Source organism: Pseudarthrobacter sp. 1C304, from assembly GCF_052245515.1.
Taxonomy (GTDB): Bacteria; Actinomycetota; Actinomycetes; order Actinomycetales; family Micrococcaceae; genus Arthrobacter.
Genome location: NZ_JBQQCH010000010.1, coordinates 1 through 17,208, shown reverse-complemented (window position 1 = coordinate 17,208; position 17,208 = coordinate 1). Strand labels below are relative to the sequence as shown.

Annotated in this window: 16 protein-coding genes; 8 read left to right on the top strand and 8 right to left on the bottom strand. The window is 64.7% G+C overall.

From position 1 onward, the window contains the following. Nucleotides 1–318: 318 nt before the first annotated feature. Nucleotides 319–1,662: a ParB/RepB/Spo0J family partition protein gene (locus tag ACTWQD_RS16205; RefSeq protein WP_443197155.1), complete on the bottom strand. Its 1,344-nt coding sequence runs from the start codon at nt 1,660–1,662 to the stop codon at nt 319–321. Between the two features lie 417 nt (nt 1,663–2,079). Between ACTWQD_RS16205 and ACTWQD_RS16200 the strand changes: the two genes are divergently transcribed. Next, nucleotides 2,080–2,325: a hypothetical protein gene (locus ACTWQD_RS16200; protein WP_443197154.1), complete on the top strand. Its 246-nt coding sequence runs from the start codon at nt 2,080–2,082 to the stop codon at nt 2,323–2,325. Nucleotides 2,326–2,410: 85 nt separating this feature from the next. On the opposite strand, the gene ACTWQD_RS16195 is transcribed toward ACTWQD_RS16200, so the two are convergent. The 3 genes from ACTWQD_RS16195 to ACTWQD_RS16185 form a co-directional block, all read right to left on the bottom strand. Next, entirely contained in the window at nt 2,411–2,563 is a 153-nt protein-coding gene (locus tag ACTWQD_RS16195) for a hypothetical protein (RefSeq protein WP_443197153.1), read from the bottom strand. 195 nt (nt 2,564–2,758) lie between these two features. Beyond that, the gene (locus ACTWQD_RS16190) at nt 2,759–3,736 is read right to left on the bottom strand and encodes a DUF4192 domain-containing protein (RefSeq protein ID WP_443197152.1); all 978 of its coding nucleotides are present in this window, start codon (nt 3,734–3,736) and stop codon (nt 2,759–2,761) included. A 609-nt stretch (nt 3,737–4,345) separates the two neighbouring features. Further along, nucleotides 4,346–4,774 carry a hypothetical protein gene (locus ACTWQD_RS16185; protein WP_443197151.1) on the bottom strand — a complete coding sequence of 143 codons (429 nt, stop codon included), beginning with the start codon at nt 4,772–4,774 and terminating at the stop codon, nt 4,346–4,348. A gap of 485 nt (nt 4,775–5,259) precedes the next feature. Here ACTWQD_RS16185 and ACTWQD_RS16180 point away from each other — a divergent pair, with 485 nt between their 5' ends. Next, entirely contained in the window at nt 5,260–5,550 is a 291-nt protein-coding gene (locus ACTWQD_RS16180; protein WP_443197150.1) for a hypothetical protein, read from the top strand. Between the two features lie 407 nt (nt 5,551–5,957). Here the strand turns inward: ACTWQD_RS16180 and ACTWQD_RS16175 are convergent, their stop codons facing one another. From ACTWQD_RS16175 to ACTWQD_RS16160, 4 genes are all read right to left on the bottom strand, one after another. Beyond that, complete coding sequence (locus tag ACTWQD_RS16175; RefSeq protein WP_443197149.1) at nt 5,958–6,488, bottom strand: formaldehyde-activating enzyme; 531 nt, start codon at nt 6,486–6,488, stop codon at nt 5,958–5,960. Between the two features lie 49 nt (nt 6,489–6,537). After that, complete coding sequence (locus ACTWQD_RS16170; RefSeq protein ID WP_443197148.1) at nt 6,538–7,947, bottom strand: MFS transporter; 1,410 nt, start codon at nt 7,945–7,947, stop codon at nt 6,538–6,540. Between the two features lie 95 nt (nt 7,948–8,042). Then, complete coding sequence (locus ACTWQD_RS16165) at nt 8,043–9,497, bottom strand: NAD-dependent succinate-semialdehyde dehydrogenase (protein WP_443197146.1); 1,455 nt, start codon at nt 9,495–9,497, stop codon at nt 8,043–8,045. Continuing rightward, complete coding sequence (locus tag ACTWQD_RS16160; protein ID WP_443197145.1) at nt 9,494–10,483, bottom strand: NAD(P)-dependent oxidoreductase; 990 nt, start codon at nt 10,481–10,483, stop codon at nt 9,494–9,496. The genes ACTWQD_RS16165 and ACTWQD_RS16160 overlap by 4 nt, the downstream gene beginning before the upstream one ends. A gap of 129 nt (nt 10,484–10,612) precedes the next feature. On the opposite strand from ACTWQD_RS16160, the gene ACTWQD_RS16155 reads away from it, so the two are divergent. The 6 genes from ACTWQD_RS16155 to ACTWQD_RS16130 all read left to right on the top strand — a co-directional run bounded on the left by ACTWQD_RS16155 (nt 10,613) and on the right by ACTWQD_RS16130 (nt 15,925). Further along, on the top strand, nt 10,613–11,530 hold the full coding sequence (locus ACTWQD_RS16155; protein WP_443197144.1) for an IclR family transcriptional regulator: 918 nt from the start codon (nt 10,613–10,615) through the stop codon (nt 11,528–11,530). 166 nt (nt 11,531–11,696) lie between these two features. Then, nucleotides 11,697–12,599, top strand: a complete 903-nt coding sequence (locus ACTWQD_RS16150; protein ID WP_443197143.1) for a DNA/RNA non-specific endonuclease — start codon at nt 11,697–11,699, stop codon at nt 12,597–12,599. A gap of 216 nt (nt 12,600–12,815) precedes the next feature. Continuing rightward, nucleotides 12,816–13,472: a helicase associated domain-containing protein gene (locus ACTWQD_RS16145; protein ID WP_443197142.1), complete on the top strand. Its 657-nt coding sequence runs from the start codon at nt 12,816–12,818 to the stop codon at nt 13,470–13,472. Between the two features lie 358 nt (nt 13,473–13,830). Beyond that, nucleotides 13,831–14,262, top strand: a complete 432-nt coding sequence (locus ACTWQD_RS16140) for a LexA family protein (protein WP_443197141.1) — start codon at nt 13,831–13,833, stop codon at nt 14,260–14,262. A gap of 26 nt (nt 14,263–14,288) precedes the next feature. Further along, the gene (locus ACTWQD_RS16135) at nt 14,289–15,569 is read left to right on the top strand and encodes a Y-family DNA polymerase (protein ID WP_443197271.1); all 1,281 of its coding nucleotides are present in this window, start codon (nt 14,289–14,291) and stop codon (nt 15,567–15,569) included. Nucleotides 15,570–15,607: 38 nt separating this feature from the next. Continuing rightward, nucleotides 15,608–15,925 carry a hypothetical protein gene (locus ACTWQD_RS16130; protein WP_443197140.1) on the top strand — a complete coding sequence of 106 codons (318 nt, stop codon included), beginning with the start codon at nt 15,608–15,610 and terminating at the stop codon, nt 15,923–15,925. The last annotated feature ends 1,283 nt before the right edge of the window (nt 15,926–17,208 follow it).

Genomic DNA, 17,208 nt, shown 5'->3' with positions numbered 1-17,208 from the left:
ATCGAGTTCGCACACACCTGAAGTGCCTACGCGGGTGGTTGGGCGTCTGCCTTTCTATCTCTTCAACACGACGGACAGGATCTCGGGCCAGTTGTCCTGATATTAAAGGGCAAAGGACGTCTCTGGTCGAGTCCGCGATCAGCGCGGCAGGTGGTGGTTGCTCCGCGTGGTCGCGGTTGATGGCGGTCCGTCGCTGGTGAGTGGCTGCTGTGGTTCGCCCTGGGCGACGGACCGCCCGGCGTACGGCAGGTTCCGTGCCCTGCGAATGGAAGGGCCGGGCGGCTGTATTGGGGGATCAGCCGCCCGGCCCACTTCAAATTATTCGGTATCGGCGGTTTGCTTGTCGAGGATGATCTGCTCCACGGCGCTGGCGGTGTAGCCCCAGGCGGTGAGCTGGTTCAGGTAGTGGAAGTGCCGCTTCTCGGCACTCCGCCATGAGTCTTTCTGGATGGTCTTTTCATACCCGGCGCAGATCAGGGCGATGAGGGAGAACTCGGGCCGTGCGGTGGTTTTGGCGGTGTGTGCCCGCAGCGGGTTCCAACCCCACCGGTCGGTGTCCTCTCCGGTCTTGGTCCCGAGCATTTCGGTGGCGACTTTGCCGTCGTAGCCGCTGGCGGTTTCGGGGTTGTGGGTGATGGCGTGGACGGTGAAGTGCTGCCAGCCCTTCGGCGCGGTCTTCCGGGAAAGCAGGGTCTTCACGAACTCGCGCCTGACCTTGGTGGCGCTTTCCATCTCGCGGTTGTTGGCTATCAGGGTTTTGCGTTCGGCTTTCTGTTCCTCGGTCATCGGGCCTTTCTGGGCCTGGGTGCCGCCGTCGTAGCGTTCGTGCTTCGGGGTGAAGCCGAGGTCTTTCCAGCCGGTGATGACGGGGGTGGCGTTGTGCTGGCCCCGGTAGTCGGTGCTGATCTTGTAGGCGTTGGCGTCCTCGTCGGTGGCGGGTTCGCCGTCGGCCCGCTTTGCGGCTGAGACGTACAGGTTCTCTTCGTTGGCGTAGTGTCCGGCGTCCTCGACGATGGTCTTGCCCGCCGCCTCGAGCTCGGCGATGAGCGCGGTGAGGGCGGCGGCGCGGTCGCGGCGGTCCCGGAGCATCTGGGCGACGTGCAGGAGCTGGTCGGGTTCGTCCGCGATCACGGACTCCAACTCCTCCGTGTCCTCCTGGCTGCCTTCAAACTCGACCATGATGAGCGCTTCGTCGATGGTGTAGCCCTTGCCCAGGGCGGCGGCTCCGGCGGTCGAGGCTTTGGCTTTCAGCGCCCCTTCCACGCTGGTCTTGGTCCGGCCGGTCTTCTTGGCGATCGCGGCGGCCGAGACGCCGATCAGGGACAGCTGGTGGTAGGCGTCGGCTTCGTCCGCTTCGGTCAGTTCGGCCCGCTGGATGTTCTCCACGACCTGGGTCACGATGCGTTCTGTTTCCTCGGGGGATTCGATGATCATCACCGGGATCTGGGGCCGGGCGGCTTCGACGGCGGCGCGGGTGCGGCGCTGTCCCATCAGGACGTGCACGGTGCCGTCGTCTTTGCGGTGGGCGATCACGGGTTCCATCACGCCGTGTTCTTTGATGCTGGCGATGAAGTCGGCGGTCAGGGCCGCGTCTTTGCGGACGTTGATGTCGACTGTCAGGGTGGCCGGGTCGATCATTTCGAGGGTGGGGTTGGTGTTCATGGGTGTTGCTCCTTTTTGCCCAAGGATTTCGGTGGGTGGGGCGGCCATGGTGACCGGCCAGCGTCCCCTCTCCCCCCGTTGTTTTTGGCTGCTGGCGGAGCTTGCGGAGCTGTGCCCGACGGAGGCCTGTCTACCCGTGAGGGCAAGGCGCGGGAAATTCCCGAAGGAAATAAGCGACGAAGGAGCGCCGCAGGGACATTTCCTGCACCGCAGGCCCCGACGAAGGAGGGGCTAGACGGGCTGGAGCGGGCACGTACGATCCGAAGGACAGCAGCCAAAAACGTCGAAGACGTGGGAAAGGGCCAGGGATCCCGGAGCTCTGCGACGGAAGCCCTGGACCCCGACAGCCGGCCGCGAAGCGGACGCCCCAAAGGGTGCGAGCCCTGCGAGCACGCCCATCCTGAGTATGGTGAGGTCATGACTGAGCGGACCCCACACGATGGCGGCCCCGGCCGTGCGGGGCACGGTACCCGGTGGGACTCCCTGCGGGTCTACCGGGTCCTGGCCCGGTTCTTCACGGTCACCGCCAGCGTGGCACTGGCGGTGGTGATCCTGGATCTCTTCATCGGCCGGCCGATCGCCGGCGACCTTTTCAACCTGACCCTCAACAGCCTCGCGGCCGCCGTTTTATGGCGGCGGTCCAAGGAAAGGTCCCAGGCATGAAGAAGGCCGGCACCTTGCGGTACCGGCCTTCCCGTTTTCCCTTGGGCAAAGGAAATCTGTGGGGCAGCGTCTCGCTGCCTGGTCGTCAGAACCGGTTGTGCTCTTCGTCGGCCCAGCGAGCATCAACCGGGCCGGTTGGTTCGCCGGCCGTGAGCAGGCTGAGCTCAACGATGTCCTCAGCCAGACTGGGATTGGCGGGTAGGGCATCGTCCCCGGTCATCGTGTACTCGTGGTTCATACTGGCGCTCCCCCGCATTGGTGCCGTGCTCGTTTCTCCACTCTAGCCGGGATTTCTGCCCGCTTCCTGGATCCCGCGGCTGCGCCCGCGCAAGCGTCCAGGCGGCCGGAGGAGCGCCAGCGGGGGAGGCCGCCCCGCCACCGGAAAAAGCCGGGCCGGGATCCTGTCGGACCCGGCCCGGCCTGTGTTGTCCGCTTAGATGATGCGGCGCCGGTAGGACTTTGCGGCGTCCTTGGCGACGTCGGCGACGTAGCCGCGGCCGATCAATTCGCGCAGCAGGACCGCGAGACGGAAATCAGAAACGTCGTTGAGGGCGTGCTTGAAGTAGCGGTCCGCTTGTGTGCCGTTGCCTTTGAGCCATTGAAGCCAGCCCATCAGCGCCATCATGGGTGCGCGCTGACCTGCCGGAACTGCTTTCATCAGCTCGAAGGCCATTGCTTCGGCCCGGTCGATGCGGTCCCAGTCGGGCCGGTCAGTGAACTTCCCGAGCATCACGTCGCCGAAACTGCCGTTGTGCGCGGTGATGGTCTCGCGGAACATGAAATCCCGGATGAAGGTGTTCTGCAGCGCGGCAGCAAGGTACCGGGCGCTCTGCTGGTCGGGGGTGCCTTCCCCTTCGAGCAGGGCCGCCCACGCTTCACACGCGGCGTCAGTCTCTGCCGCGGTGCTCTCGGGGGCTTCGACGCGCTGCGCCCATGTTCCCAGCAGGGACGGGTTGTAGACGTCGACGTCGGGGGCGCTGCCGAAGTAGGTCAGTGCGGCGTTGGCCTGGCTGTCGGTGATTTCTTCCAGGGGGCGGGTTTCGTCGGTGCCGAACTCGGACCAGTGGGTGGAGGTCACGAGCCAGACGTTGCGGACCGGCATCCGGGCCACGGCGAGTTCGTTGACGAGGGCGGCGACGTGGGCGGCGTAGGGGTAGCCGTCCGGATGTTCGTCGGTGTAGACGACGACGTAGGACGCGGTGGCCTCCTCGTCGCGGGCCGCGTAGCTGGTCAGGGTCTGGGCATAGCCGCCCGGTTCTGCGTGCTCGGGGGCGTCTACCCGCAGAGTGACGCCGAGCGTGCCGCCCTGCGCGGTGATGATGACGAAGGATTCGGCGGGCGTGGTGCCCAGCAGGTGCGGGACTGCCGCCAGCAGGTCGGCGGGTCCGGTGATGTTCAGCTTCTCGTTCATGGTGTTGCTCCTTTTTGCCCAAGGATTTCGGTGGGTGGGGCGGCCATGGTGACCGGCCAGCGTCCCCTCTCCCCCCGTTGTTTTTGGCTGCTGGCGGAGCTTGCGGAGCTGTGCCCGACGGAAGCCCGTCTACCCGTGAGGGCAAGGCGCGGGAAATTCCCGAAGGAAATAAGCGACGAAGGAGCGCCGCAGGGACATTTCCTGCACCGCAGGCCCCGACGAAGGAGGGGCTAGACGGGCTGGAGCGGGCACGTACGATCCGAAGGACAGCAGCCAAAAACGTCGAAGACGTGGGAAAGGGCCAGGGATCCCGGAGCTCTGCGACGGAAGCCCTGGACCCAACAGCCGGCCGCGCCAGCGGACGCCCATCAGGGCGCGAGCCCAGCGAGCACACTCTTTTGTCCAACAGCCTGTTGGACCACTTCCCCCCTGGGCCGAGCCCAGGCGACCGGCGACCCGGGCCTCGGCGGCGGCTGGTTCCGGAACGTTCCGGAAATGGCGGTCCGCCGCCGGTGACCAGCGACGCTACCCGGCCACGGGCGGCGGACCGCCCGACCCCAGGGGGCCCTGCCGGGCGGTGTCCCCGCCCGGCAGGTTCTGGTCGGGGTCTTAGGCGACGTTGGACATGTAGGGCATCCGGTAGCGGGACGGGAGTTCCGCGGCCGCCTCGGGGAGGTCGTCAGGGCCGTGGGCCTGCCCGTTCTTCCAGTGGAAGTACGCCTGTTCGCTGATCGCGTCCCACTGGCGGGCTTTGGTCCGGTAGTAGGTGCAGGTCACGTCACCTTCGCAGTAGGTGGCGACTCCGAACAGGTTCCCGATGTCGTCCGCGGTGCGGGTCGCGGCGACCATGACGTATGGCCAGTTGCCTAGGTCCCAGCCGTCTGCGCCCCAGCTGGGGATGACGGCCCAGCCGTGTTCGCCGATGAGTTCCATCCAGTCGTAGCCGCCGTTGAGGTGGTAGTCGCCCAGCACGGTCACGCCGTCGATGGTTTCGCCGGTGTCCTGCGTGGTCACCGTCTTGGTGATGATTGCGTTCATGGTGTTGCTCCTTTTTGCCCAAGGATTTCGGTGGGTGGGGCGGCCATGGTGACCGGCCAGCGTCCCCTCTCCCCCCGTTGTTTTTGGCTGCTGGCGGAGCTTGCGGAGCTGTGCCCGACGGAAGCCCGTCTACCCGTGAGGGCAAGGCGCGGGAAATTCCCGAAGGAAATAAGCGACGAAGGAGCGCCGCAGGGACATTTCCTGCACCGCAGGCCCCGACGAAGGAGGGGCTAGACGGGCTGGAGCGGGCACGTACGATCCGAAGGACAGCAGCCAAAAACGTCGAAGACGTGGGAAAGGGCCAGGGATCCCGGAGCTCTGCGACGGAAGCCCTGGACCCCGACAGCCGGCCGCGAAGCGGGCGCCCGAAGGGGTGCGAGCTCTACAGAGCATTGATCTTCCCTCCGACCCTCGTGAGATAAAGGGCGATAAGGTCAGTCAGACGAGACTCGGACAGAAGTCTCACTGACCTGGGGGTACCAGTAGTGAACATCAAGAAGAAGGTCGGGTTGCTCCTCGCGACCGCCATGGTTACAACGGGGGTCGGCGTGGCTGCTGCCCCGGCGGCATCGGCAGCCTCGTGCTGGTCCGGGTCAGTCTGCTACCAGGAGGTTGGCGGCCCGTACCGGTACAGCCTGGAGAACTGCAAGAACGATCACTGGAACCGGTACCTTTGGGCCCAGCGCCAATGGCCCAACAAGCGGATCAGTGCCAGCGGCTGCTACAGAACAAACGTGAACTGGGGCTGGAACTATGTCATCACGGTATGGAATTGACCTGGTCCGGCGTCCTAGTTATGGAGATCTCGTAGAGCATCTAACCCACGGACTGCACCGCCCACGCGGCGGGCCATCGAGGCAGCAGGTCATTTGTCCCGGTGGTTAAGTAGGGCCAGATAAAACTCGGAACTGTTCCAGCAACGAAGAACCCCGCGCCGGGAACAGTGCGGGGTTCTTCGGTGCTACTAAGGATATAAGCGACGCAGGAGCGCCGAAGGGACATTTCCTGCACCGCAGGCCCCGACGAAGGAGGGGCTAGACGGCGCGGCAGCGCTCTCGCGTCCGGATGGCTGTCGGGTCCTGATACTGCGGCATGGTCCCTTAAAGTAGGGCAACACAGCGGCACCGGCCCCCATCGGATGAATCCGTTGGGGGCCGGTGCCGTGTTGTCAGCCGCTCTGGCTTTAGCGGCCCCCGTAGAAGGGGTGGGTCAGGGTTTCCCGGTGCTCGAGCAGGTCGAGGTGTTCGTGCTCGGATCGTCCGATGACTGCCTCGCGGGAGGCTTTGGCGGTGGCTTCACGGGCGTTCCTGCGTACCTGGGTTTCGTCCGCGGCTGCCGGGTCCACCCAGAGGGAGACGAGGGCGATGGTGTCCTGGTCCTGTGTGATCAGCCCCTCGGCGACGGTGTCCAGGATGCCCTGGGCAATCCCGACCTGGGATGCGCCGAAGATGAGGGTCTCCTGGAAATCCGTATCCGGTTTGGATTTGTTCAGGATCACTGTGGGCGGATTGAGAGTGACGTAGGAGGCCTGGTCCGGGCCCAGACTGGCAAGAATGGGGGTGAAGCCGGGCGAGGGCGAGGTGAAGGCGGTGGTGATTGACGCCGCTGTTGGGCTGCCCCTTCTGGCCAGGAGGACGTTGACGTGGACGCCGTTCGGGGCTTCCCCGCCCCATCCCTGGGAAAATTTGCCGTCGATATCGTAGGTGTCAGTCATTGTCATTCCATTCGTTCGATTTATGTCAGTTGCTGTGTGCGGGCGGTTCTCAGATCCTGGTTTTGTGCCTGGTGCCTTCGACCCGCCCTTGAGAGGGGAGTATTGGGGTGGCGCATTCTGTGAGTGTCTTGTTCTTTGTTTCTGGCGCCCAGAGCCAGGACACGACGAGGCCGAAGGCAAGGATCCCGGCGAGACTCAACATCGTGACGACCACTCCAAACTCGATGAGCATGACGGGCAACAGGAACGTGCTGACGACGGACCCCAGACGGCTGATTGCTGTTGCCAAACCGATACCGGAAGAGCGCACGGGGGTTGGGAAGCTCTCGGCCGGGAAGATACCGACGAGATTACTAACCGCTGAAAGCGTGAAGGTGAAGACCGCGAAGAAAGCGACGGATACGAGGGTGGCGCCGGTGGGGACGAGGGCGAGGGCAATCAGGGAGATGGTGAGAACGAAGAACCCTGTGATGAGGAAGCCTCGACGGGAGAACTTCGCCGTGAAATAGATTCCGGCGAGTGCACCGGCGAGCAAGAACATATTCAGGTACACCTCGACGGCGTAACCACCACCGCTTTCGGCTAGGTCAGAGAGCCCCATTTGCTTGAGCAGTGTCGGCAGGAACGTGTAGATGGCGAAGTACGGGGCAACAATGCATGCGAAGAAGGTGCAGTTGAAGAGGGTCCGTCGGATGTATTTGGGCTTGAAGAGTGCCAGCATGCCTTCTGTGGGACCTTCAGCGTTTTCCTCATCGCCGAGCGTGACGTGCGTGCCGAAATGCTTGTCGAGGATTTGCCGGGCCCGGGCGTCATGGCCGTTGCGCTTGAGCCATCGGGGGGACTCGGGGATGCCGAGTCGAGCGACGAGAACAATGGCGGCGATGAACCCGGGAGCGATGAGCATCCAACGCCAGGCTTCCGGTACGTCTGACTGCAGGAACCAGATACCGAGGATGGTTGCCAGTACGTAGCCGATGGTCCAGATTACGGAGAAGGAGCCGAGAATCTCGCCGCGTCGTTTGCGGGGAAGGACTTCGGCGAGCATGGTGTGCCCGACCGCGTAGTCGCCTCCGATACCGAGCCCCATGATCAGGCGAAGAATGAGTAGTTGCCAGGGTTCCTGGACCCAGAATTGGGCGAACGTCGCGAGGGTGATGACGAGGAAGCTCAGCGCGAATACCCGCTGTCGTCCGATCTTGTCGGCGACCGCCCCGAAGATGAGCGCGCCGAAGAAGAGCCCGAGGAGCGCGGCGGCGCCGAGGGCGCCGGTCAACCACGCGTCGAGTTCCATGGCGCCATCTCTGGCGATCATGACGATGGCCATGCCAATAATACCAACGGCAAACCCGTCGTTGAAGTGCGCACCGAACGTCAGGGCGGTCATGCGGATGTGGAAGCGGTTAATGGGGATGTCATCGAAATCAACGTTTTCGACACGCTTCTGGACTGGTGTGATCATGCTCGTTCGTTCCTTGCTTCGTCATTGAAGGTTGAAAGATCAGGAGGCAGGGCCCGGGTGTGCGTTGAGTGTCCAACGCACACCAGGGTGTTCTGCTACTTCGGGGCCGAAGGCCCGGCGATACCGACGTACACGGTCTCGAGGTACTCGTCGATGCCTTCGAAGCCGCCTTCGCGTCCGATGCCGGATTGTTTGACCCCGCCGAAGGGAGCGGCGGGGTTGGAGACAATGCCGGTATTGATACCGAGCATTCCGGTTTCCAGGGACTCCGCGAGGCGGAGGGTGCGGTCCAGGTCGCGCGTGTAGGCAAAGCACACCAACCCGTACTCCGTCGCGTTCGCCAGGTCCACTGCCTCCTGCTCGGAGCTGAACGTGATGATCGGGGCGACAGGTCCGAAGATCTCCTCCTTCAGAATGCGGGACGTGGACGGTACGTCGACGAGAACTGTCGGCGGGTAAAACCAGCCCTCTCCGTCCGGCACCGTGCCCCCGACGGTCACGGTTGCACCGTCCGCGACGGCTTCGACAACGAGATCATTGACTTTGTCGCGGGTGCCCTTGTCAATGAGCGGGCCAATTGTGGTCCGGGTGTCCAGCCCGTGTCCGGCGACATTCTTGCCCATGCGTTCCGTTAGTGCAGTTGAGAAGCGTTCTGCAACAGATTCATGCACGAGGATACGGTTAGCGGCCACGCAGGCCTCGCCACCGTTGCGGAGCTTGGCAACCAGCGCGCCCTCGACGGCCGCGTCGAGGTCCGCGTCCTCGAACACGATGAAGGGCGCGTTGCCCCCCAATTCCATCGAGACACGAAGCACCTGATCTGCGGCTGACTTGATGAGCTGCTTCCCGACGGCCGTCGAGCCGGTGAAGGAGAGCTTGCGGAGTTTGTCGCTCCCGATGAGCGGACCGGTCACCGCGCCGGCCTGTTGGGTCGGGATGACATTGACAACGCCCGCGGGAACCCCTGCTTGCTGGAGCACCTCCGCGAAAAGGAGCGCCGTCAACGGGGTCTGCGCAGCCGGCTTCAGTATGCTCGTGCATCCTGCAGCCAGCGCGGGCGCGATTTTCCTCGTGGCCATAGCCAGCGGAAAGTTCCACGGTGTGATGAAAAGGCAGGGACCAACCGGGCGTCGGAGCACGAGCAAGCGGCTGCCTGCATCCGGAGCAGTCGAATAGCGGCCGGAGATCCGTGGGGCTTCCTCGGAGAACCAGCGAAGGAATTCGGCCCCGTATTTCACTTCCGCCCTGGCCTCAGCAAGGGGCTTGCCCATTTCGCGGGTGATGGTCTCTGCGAACTCATCGGCCCGGGCGGTAACAATTTCAAACGCACGACGCAGTATCTCGGCGCGCACCCGCGGAGCGGTTGCCGCCCACTCCCTCTGCGCTGCGTCCGCGGCGCGCAGAGCGTCCTGCCCGTCTTCGGGGCTCGCGTCGGCAACCTGCTCAATCACCTCTCCGTTGGCCGGATCCAATACCGGGAAGCGGGCACCGTTTGAGGCTGGCCGCCACTGCCCGCCGATGAACAGATCCGTACGGAAAGTCAGACTCATCGTGCAACTCCTGACAAGGTTTCGGACGTGAGGCGCAGCTCGGTTCCGAGCAGGTCCTCATATAACTTGAACGGCGTCATCTCGCCAGCCAGATCCCCGTAGCCGCGCTTCGCGCGCACGAAGATCTGCTCGACCAGTGCCGACAGCTCGCTCGGCATCCCAACGCTGCGCGCCAGATCGATCGACAGGCCCAGGTCCTTGCAGGCCAGCTTGATCGCGAAACCCTCGTCATAGTCGCCGTCGTTGAGAATGGAAAGGACATCATGCTCAAGGAAGTTGCTGTTTGCCGGGCTTGCGATGAGCGATCGGCGCAGAACATCGAGGTTAACACCAGCAGCTGTCCCAATGGCAAGGACTTCCGCCGTGGCTATCACGTGGGAGAACCAGAGCTGGTTAATCATTAGTTTGACCGCATATCCGGCCCCTGCTGCGCCGACGTGCAGAATTCGTTCCGGATCCCCCATGGCGCTCAGGACCGGGAGGATGTTCTGGTACTGCCCGGTCGTGGCCCCCACGAAAATCTGCAAGGTTCCGTTCGCCGCCCCAACCGACATTCCACTGACCGGCGCATCAACAATGTTGAGATTCCGCTCCGGGAACCGCGAACGTACTTCCTCCGCGACTTCAGGAACCGACGTCGACATATCGATCCACGTGCCGCCATCCGGAATCCCCTCAAGGATGCCGTCGGCGCCGAAGACGACATCACGGACGATGCGTGGAGTCGGCAGCATCGTGATCACAATAGTGGCCGAAGCCGCGACTTCTGCCGGACTCGATGCCCAACGGGCTCCTGCGGCAACAAGCTCGGCCGCCGTTTCGCGGCGAACATCGTTAACCACAAGGTCGAAACCGGCTCGCTGGAGGTTCCGGGTCATGCCTATCCCCATATTGCCGAGACCGATAAAGCCAATCGTAGGCCTCCGCGACGCCCCAATGCCCCCGTCTTCACTGACGAGGCTCTCATCGTTCTGACTGTCATTCATCGCTTGAATCCCTTTCCTCTGGTGACGCCGCTCTGCGCCACCGACGTGATCTTGAATACAGAATGAACAATAATTCCGCTTATCGCGACAGTAGTTGCGCATATCGGAACATTCCGTCATGGTTGTGGAATGGAAACACCGGCTTCAAACCACCAGCCCGGCACGAACAACACTTCCGGACTCACCCGCGACGTCCGTCTCCTGGAGCTCCTTGCCGGCGACCGATCCGCGCGCTCAGGCGGACTTAGCGTGACCGAACTGGCCCAGCTGACGGGGCGAAGCAAATCGATCGTTTCCCGAGCCCTCAGCACCCTCGCAGAAGCCGGGCTTGTCCGTCGCGACCCGGAAACCCGCGCTTTCACGGTCGGGCCTCGAGTATTCGCGATAGCATCCAAATCCTCAGAAGCGCAGCTCGTTCAACTCGGCCGCCCCGTGCTGCGAGGACTCGTCCGCGCCACCATGGAGACCGCGCACCTTTCAATCCTGCACCGCGGAAACGTCCTGACCCTGGCCAGTGAACTAAGTCCCAACGAAGTCCGTTCAGCAGGCTGGGAAGGAGTAACCACAGCAGCGTGGCGTACCCCTTCAGGGCGAGTTCTCGTCAGCGACTGGGACGATCCCTCACTGCTGGCCTGGTATGAGAGCCACGGCCGCGACACCGCCGTCATCGACGCAGAACACTTCGGACGAGAACCCAGCCCCTTCCAACTGCACACAACTCCGCCCAGAACCGCACAAACCATAACCGATGCCAAAAGTCTGCTCGCCGAAATGCACCGCATCCGGGTCCAGGGCTACTCCGTCGTCGATGGCGAACTCGAAGCAGGAGTCATCGCAGCTTCGGCCCCCGTATACGACCACACCGGCCGCATCCATGCCGCTCTAAACGTAAGCGGCCCCCGGGAACGGCTCGCCCCTCACATCACCGATCTCGGCGTCCTCCTCAATGAAGCGGCCACCGCTCTTTCCCGCTCGCTGGGCGCTCCCTCCCCAAAAAGTCGGAGTCGCGGCCAGCAAGCACGCACGAGGGTCCCGGGCCGCCACTGACAGTCCCGCCCCACCCGCCGGCCGCGCCAGCGGACGCCCGAAAGCAGTGTCGCTGAGCCCGCGGCGCCCGTGGGCCGGGGGTCTCCTGTTCTGCCTTCGGGGGCCTGGACCTTTGGGCGGGTGGTTCACTCACTTCGTTGTCACCGGCAGCTGTTAGGGTCCGGGCATGGATGAACTGTTGCTGGGACCGGGTCCTGCTGCTGCACGCGATCTGTCGGGCCGGTCCGGTTTCGATGCTTGCTTCCTCGGTGTGCCGGTGCCCGTTCCGACCCTGGCAGGGGTCGAGACGGTCCTTCTGCCCTACACGCATTTCTCCGTACTCATGCGACCGGACAAACGCCTGGCCGCGGTGACGGCCCTGGGCATCGACGGGGCGAAGCTGATGAACCTGGACCGATCCGGCATCCAGTGGCGGCTCGATCCCCGGCTCGGCGAAAACCAGCAGACCGGGGAGAGGGTTTACGCCCGCAACGACATCGACCGCGGCCACCTGGTCCGCCGGGCCTCAGCCGTCTGGGGCGAAACCCGGGAAGAGGCAGCCCGGGCCAACGAGGACACCTTCCATTACACGAACGCCGCGCCCCAGGCGGCAAAGTTCAACCAGGGCCTGGGCCTCTGGCTCGGTCTGGAGTCCTACCTGCAGGAGAACGCAGCCGGCAACGGCCGCCGGCTCGTCGTGTTCACCGGCCCGATCTTCAGTGACACCGACCCCGTCTACCGCGGTGTCAGCATCCCGCTGCGGTACTTCAAGGTCGCCGTATTCCTCCACCACGGGGGCCTCGCCGCCACCGGCTACGTCGTGGACCAGACACCCGAGCTCGCGAACCTGCCCGACGTCCCGCGGCCCGGCGCCATCGACGAGGCTCCCCCGCTCGGCCCGTTCCGCACCTTCCAGGTCCCCGTCCGAGACATTGCCGCCCTGACTGGCCTGGACCTGGACCCGCTCGTGGCCGCAGACCGGATGCCGGTCGCCCGGGCGCTGACCACCGCCCCGATCACCTCCACCTGGAGACGGTTGAACTCGCCACTGGACCTCGACCTGGATTTTGACCTCAACGCCACCGACTGACATCTCCCGACCTGACCTAACCCGGGCACCGGAGTCACCCGGCAAGGCAGGCTCCGACGGGTGGCAAAAGCAACAGTCTGGGCACAGCAAAGCCCTGCCACGGCCACACCTAACCGGGCCGCCGGGCCGCAACAGCGGACGCCCAAAAAGCAGTGTCTTGAGTCCGGGGGTTCCCGCCCGTCTCGTGGGCAGGGCCGTGGCAGGATGGGGTCCATTATGGACAAGCGGTTGCGGCGCGCTCCGGACGCGGAATGGGTGCTGATGTACCGGCTCGGACTGAGCCGGAAACGCATCGCTGAGCTCGTGCGCGCCGAACCGGCGGCCGTCGGCTACCACCTGGTGATCGCCCGCCGCCAGGACCCGGGACTCGAAGCCGACCACCGGGCCGCAGCCGGCGCCGCTCCCGTCCCTCACCCCTCCCCCGCTGACCTTGCCCGCATGACGGGGGTCATCACCTGGGTACTGGCTGAAGGCCGGCTCCCCGAGGACCGTGCCGGTGACCGGGACGAAAGGTCGATGGCGCGATGGCTGTCCGCACGCCGCCGCGAAACGGCCCAGGGCACCCTCGACCCTGCCTACAGCCAGGGCCTGGCCCGAGTGCCGGGGTGGGCCGGGAACCGCAGGGAAGCAACGGACGAGGCCAGGTGGCAGGGCCGATTGGCCGAGCTGGTGGAGTTCCGTGCCGAGGGCCACGATTGGCCGCGGCACCACGGCTACGACTCAGAGCGGGAACATACCCTCGGGGTCTGGATCCACACGCAGCGGTACAAACGGCGCCGGGGTGAACTGGACCCGGTGAAGGCCAAGTCCCTGGACGAGACCGTTCCCGGCTGGCAGGCCGGCAGAACCCGGGGCCGGCGTCCCCAAGTGTGACCGGAAAGACCCCGCTTCGCCGCAATCCGCGAGGGAGCGCGGGCATAGACTGGGCCTGGTTCTCCAGTCCCCCCAGCTTGGAGAACCGGGCGCCTCCGCGCTTGAGTCCCTTGGGATTCGCGCGGAGGCTTCCTCATAACCCCGGACAGGCCCGCCGCGTACCGCACCAATCCGGGCCAGCAGCGGGAACCCTCCGGGTTGTGCCCATTGGGGGCTGGTGGAGCCCTCCGCACAGCTCAAAGCTGTCCCCACTGGCGTGCAACCCGCCCCGGCCGCAGGCCGGAACCAAAGTCGGTGGCCATTCCGTCGGACCCAGGGCTTACACTTAATCGAACATATATTCGAATAAAGGTGTGTTGTGGGCGTTATTGTTGGCCCCCGTGTGATAGATGCGGGCGCGTCGTTGTTGTCGGTGCTGGTCTCTCCGGTCGCTGTAGCGGCCGGGTATCCCTCGCCTGCGCAGGATTACTTTGAGGGCCGGATCGACCTGAACGCGCACCTGATCAAGGACGTCACGAGCACGTATGTGGTGCGGGTTTCCGGGGAGTCCATGGCCGGGGCCGGGATCAGTGACGGGGATGAGCTGATCGTGAACCGGGCGCTGGAACCGGTGGACGGGTCCGTGGTCGTAGCGGTCCTGGACGGGGAGCTGACGGTCAAACGGCTCCGGATCACACGCACCGGTGTCGTGCTTCAGGCAGAGAACCCGGCCTACCCGGACATTGTGGTTCCCTCACTCTCGGACCTTCTCGTGTGGGGCGTCGTCACCCGATGCCTGCACGTCGTTTAGGGTCGGCCGTGGGCGCACCGGCGGTGATGCGGCAGCTGCCGCAGATCGCGCACGTGGACGTGAACTGCTTCTACGCCTCGGCGGAACGGGCGTTCAACCCGGCCCTGGAGGGTAGGCCCGTGATCGTGCTGTCGAACAACGATGGCTGCGCCGTCACCCGCTCCCCCGAAGCCAAACGCCTCGGGATCGCCATGGGCGATCCGTGGTTCAAACTCGCACCGCGAGCCAAAGAATGGGGCCTCGTGGCCCTCTCCAGCAATTACGAGCTCTATGGGGACATCAGCGCCCGCGTGATGGAACTCCTGGGCCGGTACTCGGCCTGGCTGGAGGTCTACAGCATCGACGAGGCCTTCCTCGGCGTCAAGGGCACCCCCGACGAACTTCTGGCCCTCGGCCGAGCCATGAAAACCACCGTGCGGCGCAATGTCGGGGTGCCCGTCTGCGTCGGCATCGCGCCGACGAAAACCCTGGCGAAGCTCGCGAACAAATGGGCCAAGAACAACCCGGCCTTCGATGGGGTCTGCCACTGGGACGCCGTACCTGCCACCGACCGGGAGGCCCTGATGCGGCGGCTGTCCGTCATTGAGATCTGGGGTGTGGCGACCAGGCTGACCAAACGCCTCAACGCCCTGGGTATCCATTCGATCCTGGACTTGTCCCGGGCGGATCCAGTGATGATCCGGGACCGGTTCTCCGTGGTCATGATGCGCACCGTCCTGGAGCTGCAGGGCACACCCTGCATCCCGATGGAGGAAGAACGCATCGGCCGGGACCAGCTCATCTTCTCCCGCTCGTTCGCCACTCCCATCACCACCGCCGCCGGGATCCGGCAGGTCATGAGTGTCTACGGCCAGCAGGCCTCCGCCCGGCTGGCCAAACACGGCCTTCAAGCCAAAGTCCTCACCGCGTTCGCCGGCACCTCGCACTTCAACCCCAACGACATGTCCTACCCCACCGTCAGTGTGGCACTGCCGATGCCCACGGCTGATCCGGTGATCCTCACCAAGGCCGCCCACGCCCTGATCCCCCGCATCGTCGAAGGCATCCGATACGCCCGGGCCGGGATCATGGTCACCGACCTGCGCCCCAGCGGCAACCAAGCACCCCTATCCCTGTTCGAAAACCCGCACGAGGAACGCCACATCGGCACCCTCCTCGAGGACGTCACGAAAAAGTACGGGCGCGGCTCCATCGGCCTGGGCCACGGAGGCATCCGCGGCGGCCCCGACTGGACCATGAAACGCGACATGCTCTCACCCCGCTACACCACCCACTGGGACGAACTCCCCCTCGTCAAAGCCGCCTAAACCACCGCACTCCAGCACCACGAAAGAAGCACCACCGAATGACCCTCGCTCCCGATGCACCCACCCAAACCCCCGACCTCCAGGTCCGCACCGACCCGACAGGAAAACCCCTCGCCATCCGCCACGACGGAACAATATGGCTTGTCGACCCGGACACGGATTCCCAGCACTGGTTCGGACGCGACTCCTGGTGGAACACCCGCCGCACAGCCGCCGTCGGCAGCGGCGACCTGGTCAGCATCGAATACTGGCGGGTGCAGGCCCGCCCCGGCGCCTCAGGCTCAGCCCTGCGGACCTTCACGCTGCGCCGGAACCCGCTCTCGGCCCAGTGGCGGCTCGAAAGCATCACCGATTAGAGAGGCCAGCCGTACAAGCCAACCGGCCCCGCGCAGACTTGGGACCACTTCCGGAGCGGGTTCAGCCGGCCCAGTCTCGACCATGTCCGCCGCCGGCTCTGCGAGCTCAAGGACTCCCCCGGACCGAACATGCGACCGCTTGTCCGAATCTTCATCGACGACGGACCTTCTGCCCGGGTTTCCAGTTCCTCCCCGGCGGGCAGCTCCGCCCGCAGGTCGTTGAGCTTTTCGGAAGGCGATGGAACTGGACATCCCGCATAACTACTTCACCGTCTGGATGGTCACGACGTCCCGGGATCTTGCCGGCTCCCGCCCCGTTGACCACCTGAAAGGTAACCCCGCTCCCCTGGTTCGTGCGCTGGAATCCCTACCGGTGGCGCTAGGACTGGCTCTTGACCGCGAGGGCGGGGTGCGTAGCGTTGGTCCATGGGACTCATCTACGACAGCCCAGGACTTATTCAAGTTCTGACCACGCTTGTTTATTACCGGACTGCGGTTACTGCGGCGGGTCATGGCTGTCGATCCTGAGGGGTTTCTCGGCTGATTCCAAACTCCCCGGCCAGGCCAGTCTTCTACTCCCCCGCGCGCCGCCCCGCTGGCACAGCTACCCGCTTGCCCGGCGTGAGTGCTTTCCGGCGTCTGCGGAGGGCCCCTCCGTGCCGTTTGCCCGAGGATCATTCGTGGGCTCGGCAAGGACGCCCGTCCAGCCAGCTTCGTCGCGGCTGCCTAAGCCGCAGCGCGCTACGATTCGGGGCAATGGCGCTCCGCCCGTTGCCCGGTCCTGGCGACCCGCGGGGACACCAAGGTCTTCACTCCCCCAAATGACTTCGTCCGGTTGGCACGCGTTGTCCCGCACGTACAGACAGCTACGATGTTCCCGCTGCGGCCACTTCGCCAATATAGAGCGGCCGGAGCAGGTACAACAGCTGCCAGATAGCCTCCGGTCGCTCGTGGGGACCCCCGACGGTGAGCGAACCGTCACCCCCGATGCCGGCCTCCCCGGATCTGGAACGCCCAAGCGACGCGAAGAGCTCTTATTCGCCAACCCAACTTGCATCGCCCGCCGGACATGGACTCACAGACTCCCCAAGTCTGTTACTCCGGCACTTCGTGCCTCCGGGAGTCACAGAGTCAGTGGCTACACACGCAGCCCCTTCGACCCAGCAACGCCTGGCGCCCACCGCAACACCGCCACCAACAAACAGACAGCGTGACTCACGAACTCCGTGAGTCCGCTACTCCGGAAGTCCGGAAGTCACAGAGTCCCGGAGGACGCCGCGACT

Excerpts from the sequence above, each read along its gene's own strand:
- ACTWQD_RS16165 (WP_443197146.1), bottom strand. The coding sequence starts at position 9,497 with ATGAGTCTGACTTTCCGTACGGATCTGTTCATCGGCGGGCAGTGGCGG.
- ACTWQD_RS16195 (WP_443197153.1), bottom strand. The coding sequence starts at position 2,563 with ATGAACCACGAGTACACGATGACCGGGGACGATGCCCTACCCGCCAAT.
- ACTWQD_RS16200 (WP_443197154.1), top strand. The coding sequence starts at position 2,080 with ATGACTGAGCGGACCCCACACGATGGCGGCCCCGGCCGTGCGGGGCAC.
- ACTWQD_RS16135 (WP_443197271.1), top strand. The coding sequence starts at position 14,289 with ATGCGGCAGCTGCCGCAGATCGCGCACGTGGACGTGAACTGCTTCTAC.
- ACTWQD_RS16190 (WP_443197152.1), bottom strand. The coding sequence starts at position 3,736 with ATGAACGAGAAGCTGAACATCACCGGACCCGCCGACCTGCTGGCGGCA.
- ACTWQD_RS16185 (WP_443197151.1), bottom strand. The coding sequence starts at position 4,774 with ATGAACGCAATCATCACCAAGACGGTGACCACGCAGGACACCGGCGAA.
- ACTWQD_RS16205 (WP_443197155.1), bottom strand. The coding sequence starts at position 1,662 with ATGAACACCAACCCCACCCTCGAAATGATCGACCCGGCCACCCTGACA.
- ACTWQD_RS16145 (WP_443197142.1), top strand. The coding sequence starts at position 12,816 with ATGGACAAGCGGTTGCGGCGCGCTCCGGACGCGGAATGGGTGCTGATG.
- ACTWQD_RS16155 (WP_443197144.1), top strand. The coding sequence starts at position 10,613 with ATGGAAACACCGGCTTCAAACCACCAGCCCGGCACGAACAACACTTCC.
- ACTWQD_RS16150 (WP_443197143.1), top strand. The coding sequence starts at position 11,697 with ATGGATGAACTGTTGCTGGGACCGGGTCCTGCTGCTGCACGCGATCTG.
- ACTWQD_RS16160 (WP_443197145.1), bottom strand. The coding sequence starts at position 10,483 with ATGAATGACAGTCAGAACGATGAGAGCCTCGTCAGTGAAGACGGGGGC.
- ACTWQD_RS16170 (WP_443197148.1), bottom strand. The coding sequence starts at position 7,947 with ATGATCACACCAGTCCAGAAGCGTGTCGAAAACGTTGATTTCGATGAC.
- ACTWQD_RS16130 (WP_443197140.1), top strand. The coding sequence starts at position 15,608 with ATGACCCTCGCTCCCGATGCACCCACCCAAACCCCCGACCTCCAGGTC.
- ACTWQD_RS16175 (WP_443197149.1), bottom strand. The coding sequence starts at position 6,488 with ATGACTGACACCTACGATATCGACGGCAAATTTTCCCAGGGATGGGGC.